Source organism: Streptomyces sp. NRRL B-24085 (assembly GCF_001282115.1).
Classification (GTDB): domain Bacteria; phylum Actinomycetota; class Actinomycetes; order Streptomycetales; family Streptomycetaceae; genus Streptomyces.
Genome location: NZ_LJBR01000020.1, coordinates 11,911 through 36,021, shown reverse-complemented (window position 1 = coordinate 36,021; position 24,111 = coordinate 11,911). Strand labels below are relative to the sequence as shown.

The 24,111-nt window shown below is 67.3% G+C and carries 19 protein-coding genes and 1 pseudogene; 1 reads left to right on the top strand and 19 read right to left on the bottom strand.

Annotated elements, in window-relative coordinates; all coding sequences use genetic code 11:
* Both AOJ26_RS41260 and AOJ26_RS02535 read right to left on the bottom strand, forming a co-directional pair.
* Positions 1-126 (bottom strand): annotated as a pseudogene (locus tag AOJ26_RS41260) (phosphotyrosine protein phosphatase); the annotation flags it as partial.
* Positions 127-218: 92 nt separating this feature from the next.
* Positions 219-563, bottom strand: coding sequence for an ArsR/SmtB family transcription factor (locus AOJ26_RS02535; RefSeq protein ID WP_053846493.1), 345 nt, complete (start codon positions 561-563; stop codon positions 219-221).
* A gap of 79 nt (positions 564-642) precedes the next feature.
* On the opposite strand from AOJ26_RS02535, the gene arsM reads away from it, so the two are divergent.
* Positions 643-1,392 (top strand): arsenite methyltransferase, encoded by a 750-nt coding sequence (arsM, locus tag AOJ26_RS02530; RefSeq protein ID WP_053846492.1) that lies wholly within the window; start codon positions 643-645, stop codon positions 1,390-1,392.
* Between the two features lie 137 nt (positions 1,393-1,529).
* Here arsM and AOJ26_RS02525 read toward each other — a convergent pair whose 3' ends face one another.
* The 17 genes from AOJ26_RS02525 to AOJ26_RS02455 all read right to left on the bottom strand — a co-directional run bounded on the left by AOJ26_RS02525 (position 1,530) and on the right by AOJ26_RS02455 (position 24,107).
* A complete protein-coding gene (locus AOJ26_RS02525) occupies positions 1,530-2,177 on the bottom strand; it encodes a S1 RNA-binding domain-containing protein (RefSeq protein ID WP_234358412.1) in 648 nt (215 codons plus the stop codon).
* Positions 2,178-2,926: 749 nt separating this feature from the next.
* On the bottom strand, positions 2,927-3,538 hold the full coding sequence (locus AOJ26_RS02520) for a DUF6313 family protein (RefSeq protein ID WP_053846491.1): 612 nt from the start codon (positions 3,536-3,538) through the stop codon (positions 2,927-2,929).
* Between the two features lie 590 nt (positions 3,539-4,128).
* The gene (locus AOJ26_RS02515; RefSeq protein WP_053846490.1) at positions 4,129-4,539 is read right to left on the bottom strand and encodes a hypothetical protein; all 411 of its coding nucleotides are present in this window, start codon (positions 4,537-4,539) and stop codon (positions 4,129-4,131) included.
* Positions 4,540-5,269: 730 nt separating this feature from the next.
* Positions 5,270-6,673 (bottom strand): caspase, EACC1-associated type, encoded by a 1,404-nt coding sequence (locus tag AOJ26_RS41410; protein WP_078959713.1) that lies wholly within the window; start codon positions 6,671-6,673, stop codon positions 5,270-5,272.
* Positions 6,660-7,025, bottom strand: coding sequence for an effector-associated constant component EACC1 (locus AOJ26_RS43290; RefSeq protein WP_143663509.1), 366 nt, complete (start codon positions 7,023-7,025; stop codon positions 6,660-6,662). Before AOJ26_RS43290 ends, AOJ26_RS41410 begins: the two co-directional genes overlap by 14 nt.
* Before the next feature lie 633 nt (positions 7,026-7,658).
* Positions 7,659-8,156 (bottom strand): hypothetical protein, encoded by a 498-nt coding sequence (locus AOJ26_RS41405; RefSeq protein WP_234358411.1) that lies wholly within the window; start codon positions 8,154-8,156, stop codon positions 7,659-7,661.
* Between the two features lie 555 nt (positions 8,157-8,711).
* On the bottom strand, positions 8,712-10,673 hold the full coding sequence (locus AOJ26_RS02505; RefSeq protein ID WP_053846488.1) for a TIGR03960 family B12-binding radical SAM protein: 1,962 nt from the start codon (positions 10,671-10,673) through the stop codon (positions 8,712-8,714).
* Positions 10,674-10,749: 76 nt separating this feature from the next.
* Complete coding sequence (locus AOJ26_RS02500; protein ID WP_053846487.1) at positions 10,750-12,249, bottom strand: CYTH and CHAD domain-containing protein; 1,500 nt, start codon at positions 12,247-12,249, stop codon at positions 10,750-10,752.
* A gap of 63 nt (positions 12,250-12,312) precedes the next feature.
* A complete protein-coding gene (rodA, locus tag AOJ26_RS02495) occupies positions 12,313-13,512 on the bottom strand; it encodes a rod shape-determining protein RodA (RefSeq protein WP_053846486.1) in 1,200 nt (399 codons plus the stop codon).
* The gene (gene mrdA, locus AOJ26_RS02490) at positions 13,509-15,764 is read right to left on the bottom strand and encodes a penicillin-binding protein 2 (protein WP_053846485.1); all 2,256 of its coding nucleotides are present in this window, start codon (positions 15,762-15,764) and stop codon (positions 13,509-13,511) included. The genes rodA and mrdA overlap by 4 nt, the downstream gene beginning before the upstream one ends.
* A 136-nt stretch (positions 15,765-15,900) precedes the next feature.
* On the bottom strand, positions 15,901-16,578 hold the full coding sequence (gene mreD / locus AOJ26_RS02485) for a rod shape-determining protein MreD (protein ID WP_053846484.1): 678 nt from the start codon (positions 16,576-16,578) through the stop codon (positions 15,901-15,903).
* Between the two features lie 11 nt (positions 16,579-16,589).
* Positions 16,590-17,537, bottom strand: a complete 948-nt coding sequence (mreC, locus tag AOJ26_RS02480) for a rod shape-determining protein MreC (protein ID WP_053846483.1) — start codon at positions 17,535-17,537, stop codon at positions 16,590-16,592.
* A gap of 115 nt (positions 17,538-17,652) precedes the next feature.
* The gene (locus AOJ26_RS02475) at positions 17,653-18,672 is read right to left on the bottom strand and encodes a rod shape-determining protein (protein WP_004931372.1); all 1,020 of its coding nucleotides are present in this window, start codon (positions 18,670-18,672) and stop codon (positions 17,653-17,655) included.
* A 322-nt stretch (positions 18,673-18,994) separates the two neighbouring features.
* On the bottom strand, positions 18,995-19,408 hold the full coding sequence (gene ndk / locus AOJ26_RS02470) for a nucleoside-diphosphate kinase (protein WP_053846482.1): 414 nt from the start codon (positions 19,406-19,408) through the stop codon (positions 18,995-18,997).
* 64 nt (positions 19,409-19,472) lie between these two features.
* Positions 19,473-19,883, bottom strand: coding sequence for a DUF4233 domain-containing protein (locus AOJ26_RS02465; RefSeq protein WP_053846481.1), 411 nt, complete (start codon positions 19,881-19,883; stop codon positions 19,473-19,475).
* Between the two features lie 8 nt (positions 19,884-19,891).
* Positions 19,892-21,376, bottom strand: a complete 1,485-nt coding sequence (gene folC / locus AOJ26_RS02460) for a bifunctional tetrahydrofolate synthase/dihydrofolate synthase (RefSeq protein WP_053846480.1) — start codon at positions 21,374-21,376, stop codon at positions 19,892-19,894.
* A 106-nt stretch (positions 21,377-21,482) separates the two neighbouring features.
* Positions 21,483-24,107, bottom strand: coding sequence for a valine--tRNA ligase (locus tag AOJ26_RS02455; protein WP_053846479.1), 2,625 nt, complete (start codon positions 24,105-24,107; stop codon positions 21,483-21,485).
* Between the last annotated feature and the right edge of the window lie 4 nt (positions 24,108-24,111).

The following is a 24,111-nucleotide window of genomic DNA, read 5'->3' as shown; positions in this document are numbered from 1 at the left end:
GCCGGCGGAGCGGACCTCGACGCGGTCCCCCGCGAGGTGGGCGAGGAAGGCCGCGGCCATCTGGGACCGGCCCGCGTTGTGGACGCAGACGCACAGGACCGACGGGCGGGGGCCGGGAGCAGTCATGGCGTGGTCTTCCTGGGGACGACGGATCAGGGGGCGGCGGGGGCGACGGCTGCGGTGGACGCCGGCGAGACGGCGTCAGCGCGGAACGAAGGTCAGACGGGCACCTTGGCGGGCTCGCCCTTGGTCAGGAACCCGGCCAACCGCTCCAGCACCCCGGGCAGCACCCAGTAGTAGACCCAGGTCCCCCGGCGCTCGCAGTCGATGAGTCCTGCCTGCCGGAGCAGCTTGAGATGGTGCGAGATGGTCGGCTGCGACAGCTCGAAGGCCGGTGTCAGGTCACACACGCACACCTCACCGCCCTCTCCTCGCGAGGCGATCATCGACATCAGCCGCAGGCGGACCGGATCCCCCAGGGCCTTGAAGATCTTCGCCAGATCCGCGGCCTGCTTCTCGTCCAGCGGCGCGGACGCAAGGATCTTCAACTCTTGCTTAGCCATACCTCTATATTGACGTTCTTCGATCCAAGGCGCAAGGTTGCATCAACGAACGTCAATACAGGCCATCCAGGAGTGCGACATGTCCGAACAGTCCACCGACCTGCGCGAGACGGTCCGACAGCGCTACGCGGCGGCGGCCGTGCAGGTCACCGAAGGCGGCAACGCCTGTTGCGTACCCGACCCCGTCGAGGCCGACGAGAACTTCGGCTCCACCCTCTACGCCGCCGAGGAACGCGCCACCCTCCCCGCCGAAGCCCTGGCAGCCTCCCTCGGCTGCGGCAACCCCACCGCCGTCGCCGACCTCCACGAGGGAGAACGCGTCCTCGACCTCGGCTCGGGCGGCGGCATCGACGTCCTCCTGTCCGCCCGCCGTGTCGGCCCCACCGGCAAGGCGTACGGCCTCGACATGACGGACGAGATGCTCGCACTCGCCCTGGCCAACGCGGCGAGGGCGAAGGCGACCAACGTGGAGTTCCTCAAGGGCACCATCGAGGCGATCCCGCTCCCGGCGAACACCGTCGACGTGGTGATCTCGAACTGCGTGATCAACCTGTCCACGGACAAGCCCCGCGTCTTCGCGGAGACCTTCAGGGTCCTCAGGCACGGAGGCCGCATCGGAATCTCCGACGTGGTCGCCGACGACTCACTCACAGCGGCCCAGCGCGCGGAACGCGGCGACTACGTCGGCTGCATCGCAGGAGCCCTGTCCTTCACGGAGTACCGCGAAGGACTTCAAGCCGCCGGATTCACCGACATCGAGATCACACCCACACACCCCGTCGCCGACGGCATGCACTCGGCCCTCGTACGAGCCACCAAGCCCCTGTGAGAGTGCCCGCTCCCGGCAGGCGCCGACGCCGCGTTCTTGACCGTCTGGCGGACAGGAGCCGGACCCCAACCACTCAAGCCCGTCGCCGGGAGAGCGACAGTCGGCGACGCTCACGGTCGACGTCCGTGTGACAACCGTCAACTGATCGCCGCCTGTACGACATCCTCCGGCGCCGCCACCGGCACCAAGTTCAGCTCGGACAGATGCACCAGGCCCTCGACGCCGTCGGCGACCTGGACGAAGACACCGAACGGCACCAGTTTGGTCACCCGTCCGGTCAGCCTCTGCCCCACCACCACGCCTTCGACGAACTCCAGGAAAGGGTCCGGCTGCGTCGCCCGCAGGGAGAGCCGAGCCTCCCCGTTCCAGGTGTCGAACTGCAGGAACTCGCACGTCACCCGCTGCCCGACCTCGACGACCTCGGACGCCGCCTCGAAACGGCGCCAGGACAACTCGGGCCACGTGATGAAACCGACGCCGGGGTACACCGGATGCTCTGGGCCCTCATCAAGCGCCACGAAGACACCGAACCGCTCGATCGCCGCCACGGTGCCGGACAGGAACTCACCGTGATGCAGCCGCTTGAGGAACGCCCAGAGCTCCGGGTTCTCCGTGGCCGCCGTCGACAGCCGCACCCGGCCCGCATCGAGATCAACTGCGGTCACCTCGCCGGCGACCCTCTGCCCGACCACGGCAACGTCGGAAAAGGGCCGACGCCAGGAACCGTCCAACGATCCCACAGTCCCGAGCGGCCGGTCGGTGAAGTCGTCCAGGAGCACCGACATCTCGGACCGAGAAACTGAAGCGACGCTCCCATGGCACACGTCACCGACACGGATCTCCGCCAGAAACCGCCGGACGTCCTGTCCAACCGACGCATCCCCCATGCAGCCAGGCTCTCACGGAGACATCACTGAGCCCACTGCTCCCTGGCACAGACAAAAGGTACGCGAGGAGGCCGACGGCACTTGTGGGCGCGGACCCGGGCACCCCCCACCCCCATCAGCCCAGCCCGTCCCTCCTCGCTCACCCCGCCAGCGCCTCAACCACCCGATCGAGTGCCTCGCCCGCCTCAGTGAGAGTGACCGCCAGGCGCCGACGCCGCGGTCTTGACCGTCAGAGGCAGCAGCTTCTTGCCCGTCGGGCCGATCTGGATGCGGGTGTCCATCTGCGGCCTGATTGCCCCTACCGCGTGCGTGGGCAAGGGAGTGGCCAGCCGGACTGACAGCCCTAGCGTCGGCGTCCGGAATCGGGACGCCGCCACGTTCGCTCTACGTCAGATTCCTCCAAGACCGCATATACACGTGCAGGAATGACCGCTTCGTTCTCATCGGCAACCTGTGCCAGGTCGAGGTACATCAGGGCCGCCTTTCCTGTACCGAGGCGCCTACCGTGTCCTTCGATACCCCAACGCACTAGTTGCCTGGCTGCGTTGTCCAGGCCTTCCTCGGTGGCCGTGGCGAAAGTCAGCCGTAGCGCTGCGCGGGCGATCTCTACGGCACTTCGATTTTGCATGAGGTGTCTCCCCTACTGACTACTGCCCACGGGCCACACAGACCAGACATTTATCTTTGAACGAGGGCATCCACAAGACCGCTTCCGCGAAGCTTTCAGCAGCCTCCAGAGCCTCGCGCCGGTGAAGGTCTGCCAGTTCAGCCGTACACATGACGTCGCGGACCAGTACTTCCCAGTGCTCCTGAGCTGCTATCCAGTCACCGCGATGGATGACCCGCACGTACGTGTCCAGTAGTTGCTGATCTGCCGGGGACTTTCCGAACCGGGCTCCCAAGTAGGTGATCCGCCCCGGCGGTAGGAACTTTTGACCCCAAGTACGCCTTTGGAAGAGGTTGTTCGTGGCGATGTCTTTGACGCGCTGCATTCGAGTGGCGATCACATGACCGGCAACACCACCGATCAGGGCAGGTACGACCAGCCAGCCGATGACGGAGGCGAGCCAGGCCGTCAAGTGGTGAGGCGGTTCGTCGATGAGAGTGAAAACACGATAGACCTCCGCCCAGCCCAGGCCGCTACGTAGGGCGGAGTAGATCCAAGTAACTAGCACCGCCCCGCCGAGGAGCAGTCCCCAGTCGATGAACCATTGAGTGACACCGGAGAGCGCTTTACGCGAACGAAAGAGACGGCGCACACGAGCAGCGGCAGTTTGCCGCTCTGGCGGAGTGAGTGCGGGCGGGAGCGGGGGCTGTGTGGGCAAGCGGGCGAGCCCTTCAGGCAGTCACGAGCGATGACGTAATAAAGCACGCTCAGACGAGCTCCGCGGTTGCGTGCCCGACGTCCGGCACCTTCTTCAGCTCCAGACGCTGACTCGGTTCTCCAAGGGAGCAGCCCACCAGACCGCACCAATCGGACCTGCCAGGATCAAACGCCCCATCGGTGCCCATCGTGTAGCCGCCCTGGGGTTACTGCTGTTGATATGACGCAACCCGAAAGGATCCATCCGAGGGACGGGGCACCCATCGAAGCGTTTGGGACTCCCCACCGCGGGCGCCTGGGCAACACTTGCGCCGCCCGCTGTCGCCTCCTCTGCGCACCGGTGACAACCAGCAGCGGCTGACCACTCACCTCAGTGCCCGTGTGCGCTGGGCAGAGCATCCTCCTTTACCATCAGGGACAGCGACTTCTCGCCGTTATTACTTACTTGTGGCCCAGTGTTCATCTGCGGGCGACAGCCAACAACAACTAGATGCTGAGGCTCAACCTCTACCGGCCTGGTCGAGTTCAGTAACTGGCAGTCCGGTCAAAGCTGGTGACGTTGAGCTTGATGCCCTTCACACTTTTGAGCGTCGTGAAGAACTCACCCCGAGCTGTCTGCCCGGGTTGCACGTTGGTCTCCATCTCCGAACCGTCCTCCACACGCGTGCCGCCGGCGTCGACCGCCTCCCAGTCCCAGGAGTAGTTGGACTTCTCGCTGCTGCTGTTCTTGATCGTCCAGACGAGCCAGATATCGGTGATGCCGGCTTGCGAGCGGTCGTCGAGCTTGAAGCTGATGAGGTCGGACCGCTCGCTCGAGGGTTCCTGAGTCTGCCCCTGCTTCCTCTTCGCTGTGGGGGTCGCACTGGGCGCAGGGGTGGTGCTCTCGTCCTTGCCACCCGATGCGACCACCAGCACAACGATGACGATCACAGCCACCGCGGCCAGAGCTCCGACGCACCCCCACAGACAGCCACGGCCTCGTCGCCTTTTCTGCGGCGGCCCAGGGGGCGACGTCCACTGCCCAGGAGGGGTAGAGGCCTGACCCGGGCTCCCCCACCGAGGACTGCCTTCAGGCGGCTCACTGGCTGACATGGCGCCTCCTTGCTAGCGGTATCGCCACGCTAGAAAGCCACGGAGTACGTCGCGAACAGAGAGCAGCCACTCGGGCGACAACCGCCGAATGAGGACCTACCGCGGCTCGCAATCCCTCAGACCCATTCCACACCTCGGAACGGACAGCCTCCGTGCCCCCAGGAGGCAGCGGCCTTCTCGGCGTCTCCCGCACGATCCCCCGCCACCCGCTCTTCATGCCGAGCGCCCTCAGGACGGCAGCCGTCTCCTCCTCGCTGCCGTCCCTCAGTGCACCCACCAATGCGCCGCAACGCCTGGCTCACGTCAGTGAGAGTGCCCGCTCCCGGCAGGCGCCGACGCCGCGTTCTTGACTGTCAGAGGCAGCAGCTTCTTCCCCGTCGGGCCGATCTGAATGTGAGTGATCCATCTGCGGCCGAATGAAGAACTACAGGACGGAGCTTGACTGTCGGCACCGCGGCGACGGCTCCACTATGTCGTCCAGGCTGTCGCCCACATGCAACCTCGCCCCCGTCACCGCAGTCTGCGATGCCGGCGATTGGCCGTGCCTGCCCGAACACAGCCTTGTGCCGCTGATTTAGTCAAACCTCTCTACTTTTGCGAATGGTGCGTATCTGAGCAGGAGCCTTTTGGGCTTACCTCCTCCGAAGTCAACGGTTGCTTCAGCAGTGCCGCCTTTCCCTTTGGTCGACAACACCGTGCCGCGCCCGAATTGCTCATGGTCGATTTCGTCGCCAACAGCGAGAGTGTCGATATGTGACTTATGTGGCTTTAGGGGTTGAGCGGCGGCCTGAACCTCAGTAGTCAATGCGGAGTCAGCTAGGGTTGATTGAACTTCGCACTCTAGACCAAATTTTTCTGAGAGAGCCCGCTTTAGTACCGATTCGGAATCGGAGGACAGAAAGTTGTCCAGACTGCCACGATTGGCAAATTCTAGGCGGATATTATCTTCACTGAAATGAGCAAGGGTTGCATTTTGGCTGAGCAGGATCCAGGTGTATCTCCGATATTTTTTTACTGCATCAAGTATTGCGGGCCACGGCTTGTGGAGTGATTCATTGGCCGAAATGGGCTGGGGTGTGTGAGTTGCAGGCGTGGGCGTCGATTCTTCGATAGCCCTTTTTTCGTTCGCGCCAAGCGTATCGGCCAGAGGTGGAAAATACAGTTCCTTAGACGTAACCATGTCTGCAGTTTTGACTGACTGGCTCGGAATCAGGCCACTCGCGTATCTACTCAGCTGCTGTTCCATCCATTTCCGATTCCAAGCGAGGGCCAAACTTCCCGGGGAGTTTCTGACGCGCCTCTGGGGTATCGGGAGCGATTTGGAGCGCAATGACTGAACTAACTGTTTGAATATTGTATCCAGATCTAGCAAGGCCAAGTTGGCGTCTTGCGTGCCGTTTCGCAAGAGATTGATAAGCTCCCCGGTGAAGGCGGTGAAGCCGTTCTCCCCATCTGACTTTGCCACCTGAGTTTCGCCAGCGGCTGCGATCAGATACGTCCCCTCGATCAGGGCATACTCCGCGAGGAATTCACCCGGGTCGGACATGATGCCGAGTGCACTGCCCGCATAACAGCAGTCAAGAATTACGATTCGGCGTTTAGCTGAAGATGTGAGCAAGATGTCACGAATGTCGTCATAAAGAGTTGCCGTATACGAGGCACCGGGGCGGGATGAGGTGCTGGTTAGCCGCAACTCCCCACGGTTCGGCCCTTTTGTTCCGTGCCCGGCATAATAGAAGAGCAACGTATCCTTGGCCGCGTTCGCGGATTCCAAGATGGGATCCATGAGTTCTTCAGTATTAGTGGGGTCATGGACAACAGTGCAATGCCGGAACGGGAGGTTCCATGACGCTGCCCCAGTCAGTGAGTACCGCAGAGCTTCCACGTTGTTGTGAACGGTAGGTAGCTTTGGCATGGCGATGTAATTGCTGACGCCCACGAGTACTGCGCGCGACTGATCCGGGTCAGGCAGAGTCACGTCGATCCTGCTCCGCCGTCAAAGCGCGAATAATTTGCTGTACGGCTTGCTCGTCGCTTCCTTCAACGGTGAACACCGTCCCATTGTGCTCAAGGGTTACCGTCGGCGCTGTGTGTCTGGTGCGACGCCACGTACTGAATGCCAAGGCGAAGGTGCTGACTTGCCAGAAATTGTCTGTAATGAGCTGCAGGAGATCGAGTGTGTCGCCCCCCATTTCGTTGGGTGCCGGCGGTTTCATCACCCACGAGATCTCGCAGTGCTGGCGTATCTCAGACGTTTCCAAGAGCCATGCTCGGAAGGAACGCAACTCATCGGCCGCACCAGGACCCGCCATGCCGACCCGTAGAATCACTGAGGCACCCCCTAGCCAAGTCGCCTACAGTCTAGGTCACTTAAGTGCAAGCCTGGGGTCCAGTCCGCACAGCGAGGCTGTTGCCCTGCGTAGTTCGTGAGCGAGCCGCGTAGCCACGGCCGTTGCAGCCGAGCGGGCCCTCCCCTCAGTCTGCTCACTCGCTGACATGTCGCCTCCTCCGTAGCGCTTGGAGCCAGGAGGTACCTCGCGAACCGAGAGCAGGCACTCAGACGACAGCCGAGTACGGCACGCTCCCGCGCTCTTAGCCCTCAGACCCACTCCACCTCGGAACGAACAGTCATCGAGCCTCTAGGGGGCGGCAGAGGCGTTCTCAGTGTCTCCCGCATGGTCACCCGTCGCTCGCTCTCCGCGCCGAGCGCCCTCAGGACGGCAGCCGTCTCCTCCTCGCTGCCATCCCCCAGAGTGTCCACCATGCGCCACAACACCTCACTCACCTCAGTCAGAGTGACCACTCGAAGCCGGCGCCGGACCCGCGTTCTTGACCGTCAGAGGCGGCAGCTTCTTCCTGTCGGGCCGATCTGGATGTGGGTGTCCATCTGCGGGCACACACCTGCGCACATGCCGCGTTGAGACGGTGCGCTGTCCCAGTGATCTACGGCGCGTGCCGGTAGCTCAGCCGGACAGTTCGGCTCGCCAATCACCTGGCCAGGCTCCGGATGGACGAGGAGGCTCTCCCGCTATTCCGAGGTCACGCCGCGCATTGCGATAGAAACCCTCACGAGCCGCATCCATCAGTTTGTGGGCATTAGTCCACACTTCGGTCTCGACGTGTCCGTCTCGAACGAGCAACTCGATACCCCACACCGTCTCGTGCCATCTACGGGCCGCCGCGATCGTCGCCGCGTCTCCGACTAACAACACGGATTCCCACTCGGCTGCTCGACGGCTCTCCGCTTCAGCGAGCAACGGCATGCCTTCCACCGGTTCCAGTGGATCACCAACCTCCTGGAATCCATGCGCCGTACCGATGCGCTGAGCAACACGAAGCTGTGCCTTCAGGGCATTGCCGTAGCGAGCGTAGATCTCAAAACGCTTCTCGTCCCATCTCTCGTCGCGTTGCCGCTGCCACTTCCGACGCTCAGTCAGATGCTGCGTCGCATAGGACGCCACCGCCCCAACGGCAACCCCTATCAGTGCAGGCAATTGATCTAGAAGCACTACGATCCCCCCGAGTAGCCACCTAGACCCATGGATGCCCTGTATCGGCCTGTTGGAAGCCCCGATATCCGAGCCTCCGTAGGACTGCGGCGCGGTCCTTGCTGTCCTCGCCAGCCGCCACCATTCCCTGTGGTGACGGCCAGAAGAACCTCTGCGCCCCGGAACAGCATCGGCGTCTTCTCGTCCCTCATTTCATCTCGCCCCCAGCCGGCGGCAGCGGTTCGAAGGCCAGGATTCATCAGGCACACGCACTGAGCCCCCTCCCGATCAAGGAGGGGGCTCAGAAGTTCGCGAAAGCCCTTCTAAGGCAGCCGGAAGGATCAAACCCACTCCACTTCGGAGTGGATCCCGGGCGAACCCCCAGGTTGCGGCAGCGGTGTCATGGGCGTCTCCAGCGCCTGCCTCTGCCGCCCCGGCGGCACTCCGAGTGCGCCCAGCGCCGCGGCCACCTCATCCTCCGTGGCGTCAGCCACAGCCTCAGCGATCCGCCGCAGCGCCTCACTCACCTCAGTGCCCGTGTCCGCTCGCCGCAGCGTCCTTCTTGACCGTCAGCGGCAGCAGCTTCTTCCCCGTCGGGCCGATCTGGATGTGGGTGTCCATCTGCGGGCACACCCCGCAATCGAAGCAAGGCGTCCACCGGCAGTCCTCGACCTCCGTCTCGTCGAGGGCGTCCTGCCAGTCCTCCCAGAGCCAGTCCTTGTCGAGGCCGGAGTCCAGGTGGTCCCAGGGGAGGACCTCCTCGTACGTCTTCTCGCGGGTCGTGTACCAGTCGACGTCCACGCCGAAGGCCGGCAGCGTCTTGTCGGCGCAGGCCATCCAGCGGTCGTAGGAGAAGTGCTCGCGCCAGCCGTCGAAGCGGCCGCCGTCCTCGTAGACGGCCCGGATGACCGCGCCGACACGGCGGTCACCGCGGGAGAGCAGGCCTTCCACGATGCCCGGCTTGCCGTCGTGGTAGCGGAAGCCGATGGAGCGGCCGTACTTCTTGTCGCCGCGGATCTTGTCGCGGAGCTTCTCCAGGCGGGCGTCCGTCTCCTCCGCGGAGAGCTGCGGGGCCCACTGGAAGGGGGTGTGGGGCTTGGGGACGAAGCCGCCGATCGAGACCGTGCAGCGGATGTCGTTCTGGCCGGAGACCTTGCGGCCCTCGGCGATCACCTTGGTGGCCATGTCGGCGATCTGGAGGACGTCCTCGTCGGTCTCCGTGGGCAGGCCGCACATGAAGTACAGCTTGACCTGGCGCCAGCCGTTGCCGTACGCGGTGGAGACGGTGCGGATCAGGTCCTCTTCCGAGACCATCTTGTTGATGACCTTGCGCATGCGCTCGGAGCCGCCCTCGGGGGCGAAGGTGAGGCCCGAGCGGCGGCCGTTGCGGGTCAGTTCGTTGGCGAGGTCGACGTTGAAGGCGTCCACGCGGGTGGAGGGGAGGGACAGGCCGATCTTGTCCTCCTCGTACCGGTCCGCCAGGCCCTTCGCGATGTCGCCGATCTCCGAGTGGTCCGCCGAGGACAGGGAGAGAAGGCCGACCTCCTCGAAGCCGGTCGCCTTCAGGCCCTTCTCCACCATGTCGCCGATGCCCGTGATGGAGCGCTCGCGGACCGGGCGGGTGATCATGCCGGCCTGGCAGAAGCGGCAGCCGCGGGTGCAGCCGCGGAAGATCTCCACGGACATGCGCTCGTGGACCGTCTCCGCCAGGGGGACCAGCGGCTGCTTGGGGTACGGCCACTCGTCCAGGTCCATGACGGTGTGCTTGGACACACGCCACGGGACGCCCGACTTGTTGGGGACCACGCGGGCGATACGGCCGTCGGGGAGGTACTCGACGTCGTAGAACGCCGGGATGTACACCGAGCCGGTCTTCGCGAGGCGGAAGAGGACCTCCTCGCGGCCGCCCGGCCGGCCCTCCGCCTTCCAGTCGCGGATGATCTTCGTCATGTCGAGCACGGCCTGCTCGCCGTCGCCGATGATCGCCGCGTCGATGAAGTCCGCGATCGGCTCGGGGTTGAAGGCCGCGTGGCCGCCGGCCAGGACGATCGGGTCGTCGAGGCCGCGGTCCTTGGACTCCAGCGGGATGCCCGCCAGGTCCAGGGCCGTGAGCATGTTGGTGTAGCCCAGCTCCGTGGAGAAGGACAGGCCGAACACGTCGAAGGCGCCCACCGGCCGGTGGCTGTCCACCGTGAACTGCGGGACCTTGTGCTCCCGCATCAGCGCCTCCAGGTCCGGCCACACGCTGTACGTGCGCTCGGCGAGGACGCCCTCCTGCTCGTTCAGGACCTCGTAGAGGATCATGACGCCCTGGTTGGGCAGACCGACCTCGTACGCGTCCGGGTACATCAGTGCCCAGCGGACGTCGCAGGACTCCCACGGCTTGACGGTGGAGTTGAGCTCACCGCCGACGTACTGGATCGGCTTCTGCACATGCGGGAGCAGAGCTTCGAGCTGCGGGAACACCGACGCGGCGGTTTCGGCTGACATCTCGCACTTCCATGGACGGACAGGGGTGACCATCTAGCCTAACGCGGCCGCGGCCACCCCCCGTACGCCCGGAAGGTCACAGGGCGTCCGCCGCCCCCCTGATCCCGTCCCAGAAGCCGGGCAGCTCGGCCTCCACCGCCGCCGCCCGCTGCTCCTCGCGCCCGTACAGCAGCCCGTAGGTGAAGGCGCTCTCCCCCGCCGCGTGGGCGACCGCGGACAGCTCGCGCAGCGTCTGGCGGGCCATCACGCCGTCCTGGTGCTCCCCCAGCAGGTTCTGGAGCGCCTTCATGGACTTGACCATGGTCTTGGCCGGCTTGCCGAGGGCCGGGCGGGCGGCCTCGGCCGCGTAGCGAGCGCGCTTGGTCTTCTTGCGGGCCTCGTGCATCGCCTTGTCCCGGTCGGTGCCGGGTTCCAGTTCCAGGGCCCGGCCGACGAGCCCGGCGACCTTGCGGAAGTCCTTCCGCACGGCCTTGGCGATCACCTTGTGCGGCTTCTTCCCGGCGGCCTTCAGCAGCGGCGGGTCCGCGATCAGCGCGTCCAGGGCGTCGAGCAGGGCGAGATGGCGCCGGGAGTCCAGCACCCCGACCAGCCGTGCGCTCGCCCCGCCGGGCCGCTCCCCCGCCCAGGTGCTCAGTCGCTCGGCCACGGGCCCCGAGACCAGTGCCCCGGGCACCTCGTCGAGGGCGGCCGAGAGGCGCTCGCTGAGCACCTCGCGGTCGCGGTCCACGCCCAGCTCGCCGGCCAGCCACTTCAGCTCGTCGCCGATCGGGTCGGTGACGGCCCGGTCGAGGACCTTGCCGTACGACTTGAAGGCGCTGCGCAGCCGGCGGGTGGCGACGCGCATGCCGTGCACGGAGTCCTCGACGTCCTGGCGGACGGCGGGGTCGAGCGCGACGATCGCGTCCCGCTGGGCGCGGACGTACGCGAGGACGTGGTCGCCGGCGGTCACCGGGTCCCCGCCGGCCGGGCGCTTCTTCCTCGGCGCTGTCTCGGCGAGGGCCCGGGCCAGCTTCGAGGCGGACCGGGAGGGCCGTACGCCCGCCTTGCGCAGTCGTTTCTCCACCTTGTCGAGGAAGGCCGGGTCGCCGCCGTCGGCGAGTTCCACCTCGATCTCGGTCCACTGGGCGTCGCCGACGCCGCCGCTGAGCCGTTCGGCGTGCACGGCGTCGACGCTGACCTCGGCGAGCAACTGCCCGTCCGCGTCGAGGAGGTGGCGCACGTCGCGGTCCGAACGCAGCCGGACCACGGGCACCGGTTCGACGTCCCGGACGCGGGAGCGGACCAGTGCGGCGAGTTCGTCGGGGAGGGTGTCGGTCAGGGGTGCCCGGATCTCGTCGCGCACGCCCTCGGAGACGGGGAGCTTGAGGTGCCAGCCCGCGTCCGATCCACCGGTACGGCGGCGCAGGGTGACCGAGGACGCGACGAGGCGTTCGTCGGGGGTGTCGTAGTAGGTGGCGTCCAGGTGCGCGACACCCTTGTCGACGACGGCCTCGACGCCGGCGACTCCGGTCAGGTCGGGCAGGCCGCTGTCGTCGGACTCATACTTGCGTTCGATCTCCCGTTTCGTGTCCGCCATGATTCGAATCTAGTGGTCGGACCACGGTTCCGGCAGGGGGCCGCGGCCACCCGGGGCACCCGCCTACGCCGACATCGGCCGCTGCACCCTGATCGACTGCAACAGCCCTATGGCCACCCACACCGCGAACATCGAGGATCCGCCGTACGACACGAACGGCAGCGGCAGACCGGTGACCGGCATGATCCCGAGGGTCATGCCGATGTTCTCGAAGCACTGGAAGGCGAACCAGGCGACGATCCCGGCGGCCACGATCGTGCCGTACAGCTCGGTCGTCTCGCGGGCGATCCGGCAGGCCCGCCACAGCACGACGCCGAGCAGGACGATGATCAGGCCCGCGCCGACGAAGCCCAGTTCCTCACCGGCGACGGTGAAGACGAAGTCGGTCTGCTGCTCGGGGACGAACTGGCCGGTGGTCTGCGAGCCGTGGAAGAGGCCCGCGCCCGTCAGTCCGCCCGAACCGATCGCGATCCGGGCCTGGTTGGTGTTGTAGCCGACGCCCGCCGGGTCGAGGCTCGGGTTGGCGAAGGCGGCGAAGCGGGCGATCTGGTACTCGTCCAGCACCCCGAGCTGCCACACCGCGAGCGCCCCGATCGTGCCCGCGCCGAGCAGTCCGAAGACCCAGCGGTTGGAGGCGCCGGAGGCGAGCAGCACGCCGAGCACGATGATGACCATGACCATGACCGACCCGAGGTCGGGCATGAGCATCACGATCAGCATCGGTACCGCGGCCAGGCCCAGCGCCTGGAGCACGGTCCGGTGGTCGGGGTAGGGCTTGTCGCCCGCGTCGACCCGGGCCGCGAGCAGCATCGCCATGCCGAGGATGATCGTGATCTTCACGAACTCCGAGGGCTGGAGCGAGAAGCCGCCGCCGAGCACGATCCAGGAGTGGGCGCCGTTGACCGTGGAGCCCAGGGGGGTGAGGACCAGCAGGATCAGGAACACCGAGGCGCCGTACAGCAGGGGCACGGCGGTGCGCAGGGTGCGGTGGCCGACCCAGACGGTGCCGATCATCAGGGCGAACCCGATGCCGGTGTTCATGACGTGCCGGATCAGGAAGTAGTACGGGTCACCCTGGTTGATCTCGGTGCGGTTGCGGGTGGCCGAGAAGACCAGGACCGAGCCGATCATGGACAGGGCGAGGGCCGAGAACAGTATCGGCCAGTCCAGCCGGCGGGCGAGCGAGTCGCGGGCCAGCAGCCGGGTCCAGCCCGCGCGTGCGGGGCCGTACCCGGAGACCTGGAAGCTGTTCGCCCCGGTCATGTGAGCATCCTCCGGCTTCCCCTCCTGCGGCGCCGCCTGCGGGTGTCACGGTTCCCGCCGGTCGACGTGTTCACGGTCGCGCCCTGCTGCGTCTCGTCCGGCTCGGGCGCGCCCTCCTGGCTCGCCCGCTGGTCCTTGGCCGGGTCCTTGGCGATCTTCGGGGACTTGATGGTCCCGTCCGTCCGGACCTTCGGCAGGCTCTTCTGGGGGGTCGGCAGCAGGGCGTTCTTCTTGTCGATGGTGCCGTCGTCGGAGACGCCGTACAGCGCGTCGTAGATGTTGCGGACGGCGGGGCCCGAGGCGCCGGAGCCCGTACCACCCTGGGAGATCGTCATGACGATCGAGTAGTCCTTGGTGTACGTGGCGAACCAGGACGTCGTCTGCTTGCCGTAGACCTCGGCGGTACCGGTCTTGGCGTGCATCGGGATCTTGTCCTGCGGCCAGCCGACCTGGGCGAAGCGCCAGGCGGCGGTACCGCGGGTGGCGACGCCCGCGAGGGCCTCGTCCATCTTGCTGAGCGTGGCACGGCTTATCGGCAGCCTGCCGTGCGAGCTGGGCTTGATCTCCTCGACCTTCTTGCCGTCGGCGCTGACGACGGCCTTGCCGACCGTCGGGTTGTACAGGGTGCCGCCGTTGGAGATGGCCGCGTAGATCGTCGCCATCTGGATCGGGGTGACGAGGGTGTCGCCCTGGCCGATGGAGTAGTTGATCTCGTCACCGGCGCGCATCTTGTTGCCTTCGAGGCAGTTCTCGTACGCGATCTTCTCGACGTAACTGCCGTCCTTCTTGCCGGTCTTGCACCAGGCGTCCTTGTTGGCGTTCCAGTACGACTGCTTCCACTGGCGGTCGGGGACGCGGCCGGTGACCTCGTTGGGCAGGTCGATGCCGGTCTCCTTGCCGAGGCCGAACTGGTGCGCGGCCTTGAAGAAGTAGTCCTTGGGCTCGCCCTTCTTCGGGTTGATCCCGCCGTCGCGCTGCCACTCCCGGTGGGCGAGGCCGTAGAAGACGGTGTCGCAGGAGACCTCCAGGGCCCGGCCGAGGTTGATGGGGCCGAAGTTCTCCGACTCGAAGTTCTTGAAGACCTGGCCGCCGACGGAGTACGAACTCGTGCACGGGTAGCGGCCGTCGAAGTCGTAGCCGGCCTCGACGGCGGCCGCCGTGGAGATCACCTTGAAGGTGGAGCCGGGCGCGGACTGACCCTGTATGGCCCTGTTCAGCAGGGGGTAGTTGGACTTCTTGCCGGTGAGCTTGGCGTAGTCCTTGGCGGAGATGCCGCCGACCCAGGCGTTGGGGTCGTAGGTCGGGTTGGAGGCCATCGCGACGATGCGGCCGGTCTTGGCCTCCATGACGATGACCGCGCCCGAGTCGGCCTTGTAGTTCTCGCCGGTGTTGTCGTCGAACTGCTTGCGGGCTTCCTTCATCGCGTCGTTCAGCTCGTACTCCGCGACGCGCTGGACGCGGGCGTCGATGCTGGTGACGAGGTTGGCGCCGGGCTGGGCCTCGTCGGCCTCGGCCTGGCCGATGACCCGGCCGAGGTTGTCGACCTCGTAGCGGGTCACGCCGGCCTTGCCGCGCAGTTCCTTGTCGTACTGGCGCTCCAGGCCCGAGCGGCCGACCTGGTCGGAGCGCAGGTAGGGCGAGTCGGTGTCCTGGGCCTTGGTGATCTCGTCGTCGGTGACCGGGGAGAGGTAGCCGAGGACCTGGGCGGCGTTGGACTTGCCGGGGGCGGCGTAGCGGCGCACGGCCTCCGGCTCGGCGGTGATGCCGGGGAAGTCCTCGGCGCGCTCGCGGATCTGGAGGGCCTGCTTGGGGGTGGCCTCGTCGGTGATGGGGATGGGCTGGTAGGGCGAGCCGTTCCAGCAGGGCTGGGGGGTCTTCGCGTCGCAGAGCCGGACCTTGAGCATGACGTCCTCGGCGGACATGCCGAGGACCTTGGCCAGCTTGGTGAGGACCGCCTTGCCGTCGTCCTTCATCTTCAGCAGGTCGGTGCGGGAGGCGGAGACCACCAGGCGGGTCTCGTTGTCCGCGAGGGCCACTCCTCGGGCGTCCAGGATCGAGCCGCGCACGGCGGGCTCGACGACCTGCTGGACGTGGTTCCCGGAGGCTTCCTTGGCGTAGGCGTCGCCCTCGCGGATCTGGAGGTACCAGAGGCGGCCGCCGAGGGTGCCGAGGAGGGACAGCACGAGGATCTGGATGACGACGAGTCGGATCTGGACCCGTGGGGTCCGTCCGGTCTCCGGAATGTTGGTCATGGGCGCAGCCCATTCGTTGGAAGGGTGGTGGTGGGCGACGGGTGGGCGTTGGTCACTGCGGCTGCCGCCCCCTCTCAGTGTGTGTACGTGTCATATACGGCGAACCTGTGAACGCGGTCCGCCGGCTCGCGGGGGGTCACAGCCGCTTGACCCCCTTGATGCGGCCCACCCGCGCGGTACGGGTGCGTGCCTTCGTCTTCAGGCTGCCGAGGCCGCCGCGCTGGCCGCCGATCTTCAGGCCCGTGCCCGAGGAGAGCCAGCCCGAGGAGATGTCCGCCGACTTGGCCGCGGAGTTGGTCTCGGCGAGCGGGTCGTTCTCGGCGCGGCGGGCGAGCGCCATGATGCCGGGGACGACGAACGGGGCGAGCAGCAGGTCGTACAGGGCGGCGGTGAACAGCAGGCTGGGCAGGCCGACATGACGGGCGGCGGTGTCGCCGACGAGGGCGCCGACGCCGGCGTACAGCAGGGTGGTGCCGATGGCCGCGGCGACCACGACGACCATGGGGCCGGTGGCCGACTTGAGCCTGCCGTTCTCCGGCTTGGCGAGGCCCGCGAGGTAGCCGATGACGCACAGCACCAGGGCGTAGCGGCCGGCCGCGTGGTCGGCGGGCGGGGCGAGGTCGGCGAGCAGGCCCGCGGCGAAGCCGACGAGGGCACCGCCGACATGGCCGTAGACGAGGGCCAGGCCGAGGACGGTCAGGAGCAGCAGGTCGGGGACGGCGCCCGGGAGGTGGAGGCGGGCGAGGACGCTCACCTGGATCACCAGGGCGACCACGATCAGGGCGGAGGACAGCAGGATCCGGTTGACGCGCATGACTACAGCTCCTACTGGTCTTGCTGGATCTCGCCGTCGACCGGCGCATTGGCGGACGGGGTGACGGTGACCGTCACGGTCGGCGTGGGCGTCGGCTTCGGTTTGGCGGGCAGCACCGTGTCGCGCGGGTCCTTCTTCGGGGTCTCGACGACGACGCCGACGATGTCGAGCTTGGTGAAGCTGACGTACGGCGTGACGTAGAGGGTGCGGGTCAGGTCGCCGCCGGAGGGGTCGACGCGGGAGACCACGCCGACCGGGACGCCGGGCACGAAGGGCTTGTCGGCCTGCGAGCCGAAGGTGACCAGGCGGTCACCCTTCTTCACCTCGGCCTTGCCGTTGAGGAGTTCGACGCGCAGCGGGCGGTCGCCCTGCCCGGAGGCGAAGCCGAGTTCGTCGCCGGCCTCCATGCGGGTGCCGACGGTGAAGTCGGGGTCGTTGGCGAGGAGCACGGTGGCGGTGTTCGGGCCGACGGTGGTGACGCGCCCGACCAGTCCGTCGCCGTTGAGGACGGTCATGTCGCGCCGGATGCCGTCGTCGGCGCCGACGTCGATGGTGATGGTCCAGGAGAAGCCCTGGGCCGCTCCTATGGCGATCACCTGGGCGCCCTTGATGCCGTACTGCCCGGCGCCGGCGATCTTCAGCATCTTGTCGAGCTGCTTGAGGCGGCTGGTGTTGCGGTCGTCGCTGCCGAGCCGCGCCTTGAGGGCGGCGTTCTCCTTCTCCAGCGCGGCGAGCCGGTCGTGCCGCTCGCCGGAGTCGCGGATGGCGGAGACGGCGTTGCCGACCGGGTCGACCGCGGAGGACACTCCGTCCTCGATGGGGCCGAACACGGCGGCCGCACCTTGGCGGGCACCGTCGACCGGCGAGTCCTCCCCGCCGCGGATGTCCACCGTGATCAGCGCGAACGCTACGGCGATCAGCAGCACCAGGAGCAGCCGGCTCTCTCGTGTGTCCCTCACGTGCGGCGGCCGTGCCCTTCTTATCGGAGTGGCGTTTGTGGGAGCTTATGCCTCTATATCAACGATCCGCCGCACGAGAGGAGATCATCTCGTACGGCGGAATCGAAGAGTTACGTCATCTGCGCGGCTGGGCGTCCAGCACCTGCTGGAGCGCCTCGAATTCCTCGACGCACTTCCCGGAACCGAGCGCCACGCTGTCCAGCGGGTCCTCGGCGATGTGGATCGGCATGCCGGTCTCCCGGCGCAGCCGCTCGTCGAGCCCGCGCAGCAGGGCGCCGCCGCCGGTGAGGACGATGCCGCGGTCCATGATGTCGCCGGAGAGCTCGGGCGGGCACTTGTCGAGGGTCGTCTTGACCGCGTCCACGATGGCGTTGACCGGCTCCTCGATCGCCTTGCGGACCTCGGCGGCCGAGATGACGACGGTCTTGGGCAGTCCGGAGACGAGGTCCCGGCCACGGATCTCCGTGTGTTCGTCAGCGTCCAGGTCGTACGCCGAACCGATCGTGATCTTGATCTGTTCGGCGGTCCGCTCACCCAGAAGGAGGGAGTACTCCTTCTTGATGTGCTGGATGATCGCGTTGTCCAGTTCGTCGCCCGCGACGCGGATGGACTGGGCGGTGACGATGCCGCCGAGCGAGATGACCGCGACCTCCGTGGTGCCGCCGCCGATGTCCACCACCATGTTGCCCGTGGCCTCGTGGACCGGCAGGCCGGAGCCGATGGCGGCCGCCATGGGCTCCTCGATGATGTGCACCTGGCGGGCGCCGGCCTGGGACGACGCCTCGATGACGGCACGGCGCTCGACGCCGGTGATGCCCGAGGGGACACACACGACGACGCGCGGCCTCGCGAGATACCGCCGCTTGTGGATCTTCAGGATGAAGTAGCGCAGCATCCGCTCGGTGATCTCGAAGTCGGCGATCACGCCGTCCTTCAGCGGCCGCACGGCAACGATGTTGCCGGGGGTCCGCCCGATCATCTTCTTCGCTTCGGCGCCGACAGCCAGGATTCCACCGGTGTTCGTGTTGATCGCGACGACGGACGGCTCGTTGAGTACGATCCCGCGACCCCTGACGTACACCAGCGTGTTGGCGGTCCCGAGGTCGACAGCCATGTCACGGCCGATGAACGACATTGAGTTCCCCATCAGGATTCGTCTGGCCTTCCTGGGAGCTTTTGAGGGCTTTTCAGGTCGGCGAAGTGGGTGCTGTGACGTGAAGGCTTCCATCGTAGACGCGCCTGCACGAACACTGCGCGAGGGTCTTCGCCATTGTCAGCAGATCAAACACCGCCTCGCTTGTGGAGACGGTCCATAAGGGCCACTCGTTCCCCCGATCGGCACGCATATGCCGAAGGACGGCCGAAAAAGTACGGCCGCCCCAGGTCAGGCGGGAGTGCGAGCTGACACACCCTCAGAAACTGCCACGAAACCTACGCACGTGACCTGTGCACGTGACCTATGCGCGGCCGGGGAAGAAGATCTTCACCTCGCGCTCGGCGGACTCCTCCGAGTCGGACGCGTGGATGAGGTTCTCGCGGACGATGACACCGAAGTCCCCCCGGATGGAGCCGGGCGCGGCGGCGATCGGGTCGGTGGGACCCGCCAGTTGGCGTACCCCCTCGATGACCCGCTCGCCCTCGACGATCAGCGCCACGACCGGACCGGAGGCCATGAACTCCACCAGCGGCTCGTAGAAGGGCTTGCCCTTGTGCTCGCCGTAGTGCTGCTCCAGCGTCTCCTGGTCCAGGGTGCGCAGCTCCAGCGCGGTGATCTGCCAGCCGGCCTTGCGCTCGATACGGCTGATGATCTCGCCGGTCAGGCCACGACGGACGGCGTCGGGCTTGAGGAGGACGAGGGTGCGCTGGCTCACGAGGGGCTCCTAACCTGCTGACATGTGCGGTGGGACGAGATTACAGGGCGTGTCGGTGCGCTCGTCACACAGCGTCAGGTGTAGTGGAGTCCACCTGGGCGGTCCGGGGGGCCCGGCCGGTCCGAGGGTCCTCGGCGGCCTGGGCGGCCTGGGCGGCGAATCTGGCCTTGGCCTCGTCGATCTTGCGGCCGTAGTGCACGGACGCCCACCACAGGGCCGCGAAGACCGCGCCCATGAAGAACATGGTCGGCACCACGAAGCCGGAGGCGATCAGGGCGATCTGCAGCGCCCAGCCGAGGGCGACGCCGCCCGGCCGGGTCACCACCCCGCACAGGGCGAGGCACAGGAACATGGCGATGCCGCTGACCGTCCACACCGTGGAGGTCGCGAGGTCGGGGTCCTTCATCGCGACCAGCGCGGCGAAGCCGATGACGAAGAACTCGCCGATCAGGGTCGATGCACACAGCGTACGCATGGCGCGGTTCAGCCCCTTCCGAGCAGCAGCCGGGCCTCGCCGACCGTGATGACCGACCCGGTGACGAGCACCCCGCCGCCCGTGAACTCGCCGTCCTCCTCGGCCAGCGTGATCGCCTCCTCCAGGGCGTCCGGCAGCCGCGGCTCGACCTGGACGCGCTCCTCGCCGAACACCTCGACGGCGATCGCGGCGAGCTCGTCGGCGTCCATCGCGCGGTGGCTGGAGTTCTGGGTGATGACGACCTCGGCGAAGATCGGCTCGAAGGCCTCCAGGAGCCCCCGCACGTTCTTGTCGCCGCTCGCGCCCACCACACCGATCAGCCGGCTGAAGTCGAAGGCCTCACCGACCGCCTCCGCGGTGGCGCGGGCGCCCGCCGGGTTGTGGGCGGCGTCCAGGACGACGGTCGGGGAACGCCGTACGACTTCGAGGCGGCCCGGGGAGGAGACGGAGGCGAAGGCCTTGCGGACGGTGTCGATGTCCAGGGGGTCGGGGCGCTGGGCACCCACGCCGAAGAACGCCTCCACGGCGGCGAGCGCCACGGCCGCGTTGTGCGCCTGGTACGGGCCGTGCAGCGGCAGGTACACCTCGGTGTACTCGCCGCCGAGGCCGCGCAGGGTCAGGAGCTGACCGCCGACGGCGACCTGCCGGGAGACGACCCCGAACTCCAGGCCCTCGCGTGCGACGGTCGCGTCGACCTCGACGGCCTTCTTCAGCAGGACCTGCGCCGCGTCGACCGGCTGCTGGGCCAGGACGACCGTCGCGTCCTGCTTGATGATCCCGGCCTTCTCGACGGCGATCTCCCCGGGGGTCCCGCCGAGCCGGTCGGTGTGGTCCAGGTCGATGGGGGTGACCACGGCGACATCGCCGTCGATGACGTTGGTGGCGTCCCAGGAGCCGCCCATGCCGACCTCGACGACGGCCACGTCGACGGGTGCGTCCGCGAAGGCGGCGTACGCCATGCCGGTCAGCACCTCGAAGAAGGACAGCCGGTACTCCTGCTGCCCGTCGACCATCTCGACGTACGGCTTGATGTCCTCGTACGTCTCGATGAACCGCTCGGCCGAGATCGGGGCGCCGTCCAGGCTGATGCGCTCGGTGACCGACTGCACGTGGGGGCTGGTGTAGCGGCCGGTGCGCAGTTCGAAGGCGCCGAGGAGGGCCTCGATCATGCGGGCGGTCGAGGTCTTGCCGTTGGTCCCCGTGATGTGGATCGAGGGGTACGACCGCTGCGGCTCGCCCAGCACGTCCATCAGCGCGGCGATGCGGCTGACGCTCGGCTCCAGCTTGGTCTCGCCCCAGCGGGTGGCGAGCTCCGCCTCGACCTCGCGCAGAGCCTTGTCGACCTCGGGGTCCTCGGGTCGTGCGGGCACGTCGGCCTCCGGCGGGCCGCCCTGGGTGCGCAGGGTGCGGCTGCCGGCCTCGATGACCGCGAGGTCGGGGTCACGGTCGGTCTCGTTGGCGATGATCTCGTCGAAGGGGTCGCTGTCACTCACACGGTCAGTTTAGGGCTGCGCCCACGTGGAGGGTCGGCTGGTCCCGTTCGGCGGGCGCGGGGAGGCTGTGGCTGATCGCGCAGTTCCCCGCGCCCCTTCAGGTGTCCTACTGCTGAGGCAGCCTTTCCAGTTGCTCCTGGATCCTCTTGATGTCCTCGTCCGCCTTGGCCAGGCGGCCGCGGATCTTGTCCACGACGTTGTCCGGGGCCTTCGCGAGGAACGCCTCGTTGCCCAGCTTGGCGTTGGCCTGGGCCTTCTCCTTCTCGGCCGCCGCCAGGTCCTTCGCCAGGCGCTTGCGCTCGGCCGCCACGTCGATCGTGCCGGAGAGGTCGAGCGCGACGGTGGCGCCCGCGACCGGGAGGGTCGCCGTGGCCGCGAAGTCCTCGCCCTCCGGCTGGAGGCGCAGGAGCTGGCGGATGGCGGCCTCGTGGGGGGCGAGGGCGGTGCCGGTGAGCTCCAGGCGGGCCGGAACCTTCTGGCCGTCCTTGAGCCCCTGGTCCTTGCGGAACCGGCGGACCTCGGTGACCACCCGCTGGACCAGCTGGATCTCGAGCTCGGCGTCCTTGTCGCGGAAGCCGCTGTCCGCCGGCCACTCGCCGACGACCAGGGACTCGCCGCCGGTCAGGGTCGTCCACAGGGCGTCCGTCACGAACGGGATGACCGGGTGCAGCAGCCGCAGCGTCACGTCGAGGACCTCGCCGAGTACCCGGCCGGACACCCTGGCCTGCTCGCCGCCCGCGAAGAACGTCGTCTTCGACAGCTCGACGTACCAGTCGAAGACCTCGTCCCACGCGAAGTGGTAGAGCGCGTCGGCGAGTTTGGCGAACTGGTAGTCGTCGTAATACGCGTCGACCTGGGCGACCGTGGTGTTGAGCCGGGAGAGGATCCAGCGGTCCGTCGCCGACATCTCGGAGGCGTCCGGCAGCGGGCCCTCGACCGTGGCGCCGTTCATGAGGGCGAAGCGGGTGGCGTTCCAGATCTTGTTGGTGAAGTTCCGGGAGGCCTTGACCCAGTCCTCGCCGATCGGCACGTCCGCGCCCGGGTTGGCGCCGTTGGCGAGGGTGAAGCGGACGGCGTCGGAGCCGTAGGCGTCCATCCAGACCAGCGGGTCCACCGCGTTGGGGTTCGACTTCGACATCTTCTTGCCGAACTCGTCGCGGACCAGGCCGGTCAGCGCGATGGTGTGGAAGGGGACCTGGCCGTCCATCGCGTACAGGCCGAACATCATCATCCGGGCGACCCAGAAGAAGATGATGTCGTGGCCGGTCAGCAGGACGTCGGTCGGGTAGAACTTCCGCAGGTCCTCGGTCTGTTCGGGCCAGCCGAGCGTGGAGAAGGGCCACAGGCCGGAGGAGAACCAGGTGTCCAGGACGTCGGAGTCCTGGGTCCAGCCCTCGCCGGTGGGCGGCTCCTCGTCGGGTCCGACGCACACGACCTCGCCGTCGGGGCCGTACCAGATCGGGATGCGGTGGCCCCACCAGAGCTGGCGCGAGATGCACCAGTCGTGCATGTTGTCGACCCAGTCGAAGTACCGCTTCGACATGTCCTCGGGGTGAATCTTGACGCGGCCGTCGCGGACCGCGTCGCCGGCGGCCTTGGCGAGCGGGCCGACCTTGACCCACCACTGCATGGACAGGCGGGGCTCGACGGTGGTCTTGCAGCGCGAGCAGTGGCCCACGGAGTGCATGTACGGGCGCTTCTCGGCGACGATCCGGCCCTGCTCCTTGAGGGCGCCGACGACGGCCGAGCGGGCCTCGAAGCGGTCCAGGCCGATGAACGGGCCGTGGACGGTGATGACACCGTGCTCGTCCATGATCGTCAGGGACGGCAGGTCGTGGCGGCGGCCGATCTCGAAGTCGTTCGGGTCGTGCGCCGGGGTCACCTTGACCGCGCCGGTGCCGAACTCGGGGTCGACGTGGGTGTCGGCGACGACCGGGATGGTGCGGTCGGTCAGCGGGAGCTTGATCTGCTTGCCGATGAGGTGCTTGTACCGCTCGTCGTCGGGGTGGACGGCGACGGCCGTGTCACCGAGCATCGTCTCCGCGCGCGTGGTCGCGACGACGAGGCTGTCCTCGCCCTCGCCGTAGCGGATGGAGACCAACTCTCCCGCGTCCTCCTGGTACTCCACCTCGATGTCCGAGATCGCCGTCAGACAGCGCGGGCACCAGTTGATGATGCGCTCGGCGCGGTAGATCAGCTCGTCGTCGAAGAGGCGCTTGAAGATGGTCTGGACGGCCTTGGACAGGCCCTCGTCCATGGTGAACCGCTCGCGGTCCCAGTCGACGCCGTCCCCGAGGCGCCGCATCTGGCCGAGGATCTTGCCGCCGTACTCCTCCTTCCACTGCCAGACGCGCTCGACGAACTCCTCGCGGCCCAGGTCGTGGCGGGACTTGCCCTCCTCGGCGAGCTGCTGCTCGACCTTGTTCTGGGTCGCGATGCCCGCGTGGTCCATGCCCGGAAGCCACAGGGCCTCGTAGCCCTGCATGCGCTTGCGGCGGGTGAGGGCGTCCATGAGCGTGTGCTGGAAGGCGTGGCCCAGGTGGAGCGAGCCGGTGACGTTCGGCGGCGGGATGACGATGGTGTACGGCGGCTTGTCGCTCTTCGCGTCGGCGGCGAAGTAACCGCGCTCCACCCAGCGCTCGTACAGCGTCCCCTCTACCTCGGCCGGCGCGTACTGGGTCGGCAGTTCGGTGCTGGGCGCTGTGGGCTGCTGCTGAGCGTTCTCGGTCACGGGG

Excerpts from the sequence above, each read along its gene's own strand:
- AOJ26_RS02535 (WP_053846493.1), bottom strand. The coding sequence starts at position 563 with ATGGCTAAGCAAGAGTTGAAGATCCTTGCGTCCGCGCCGCTGGACGAG.
- arsM (WP_053846492.1), top strand. The coding sequence starts at position 643 with ATGTCCGAACAGTCCACCGACCTGCGCGAGACGGTCCGACAGCGCTAC.
- AOJ26_RS02525 (WP_234358412.1), bottom strand. The coding sequence starts at position 2,177 with ATGTCGGTGCTCCTGGACGACTTCACCGACCGGCCGCTCGGGACTGTG.
- AOJ26_RS02505 (WP_053846488.1), bottom strand. The coding sequence starts at position 10,673 with ATGTCAGCCGAAACCGCCGCGTCGGTGTTCCCGCAGCTCGAAGCTCTG.
- AOJ26_RS02500 (WP_053846487.1), bottom strand. The coding sequence starts at position 12,249 with ATGGCGGACACGAAACGGGAGATCGAACGCAAGTATGAGTCCGACGAC.
- rodA (WP_053846486.1), bottom strand. The coding sequence starts at position 13,512 with ATGACCGGGGCGAACAGCTTCCAGGTCTCCGGGTACGGCCCCGCACGC.
- mrdA (WP_053846485.1), bottom strand. The coding sequence starts at position 15,764 with ATGACCAACATTCCGGAGACCGGACGGACCCCACGGGTCCAGATCCGA.
- mreD (WP_053846484.1), bottom strand. The coding sequence starts at position 16,578 with ATGCGCGTCAACCGGATCCTGCTGTCCTCCGCCCTGATCGTGGTCGCC.
- AOJ26_RS02475 (WP_004931372.1), bottom strand. The coding sequence starts at position 18,672 with ATGTCGTTCATCGGCCGTGACATGGCTGTCGACCTCGGGACCGCCAAC.
- AOJ26_RS02465 (WP_053846481.1), bottom strand. The coding sequence starts at position 19,883 with ATGCGTACGCTGTGTGCATCGACCCTGATCGGCGAGTTCTTCGTCATC.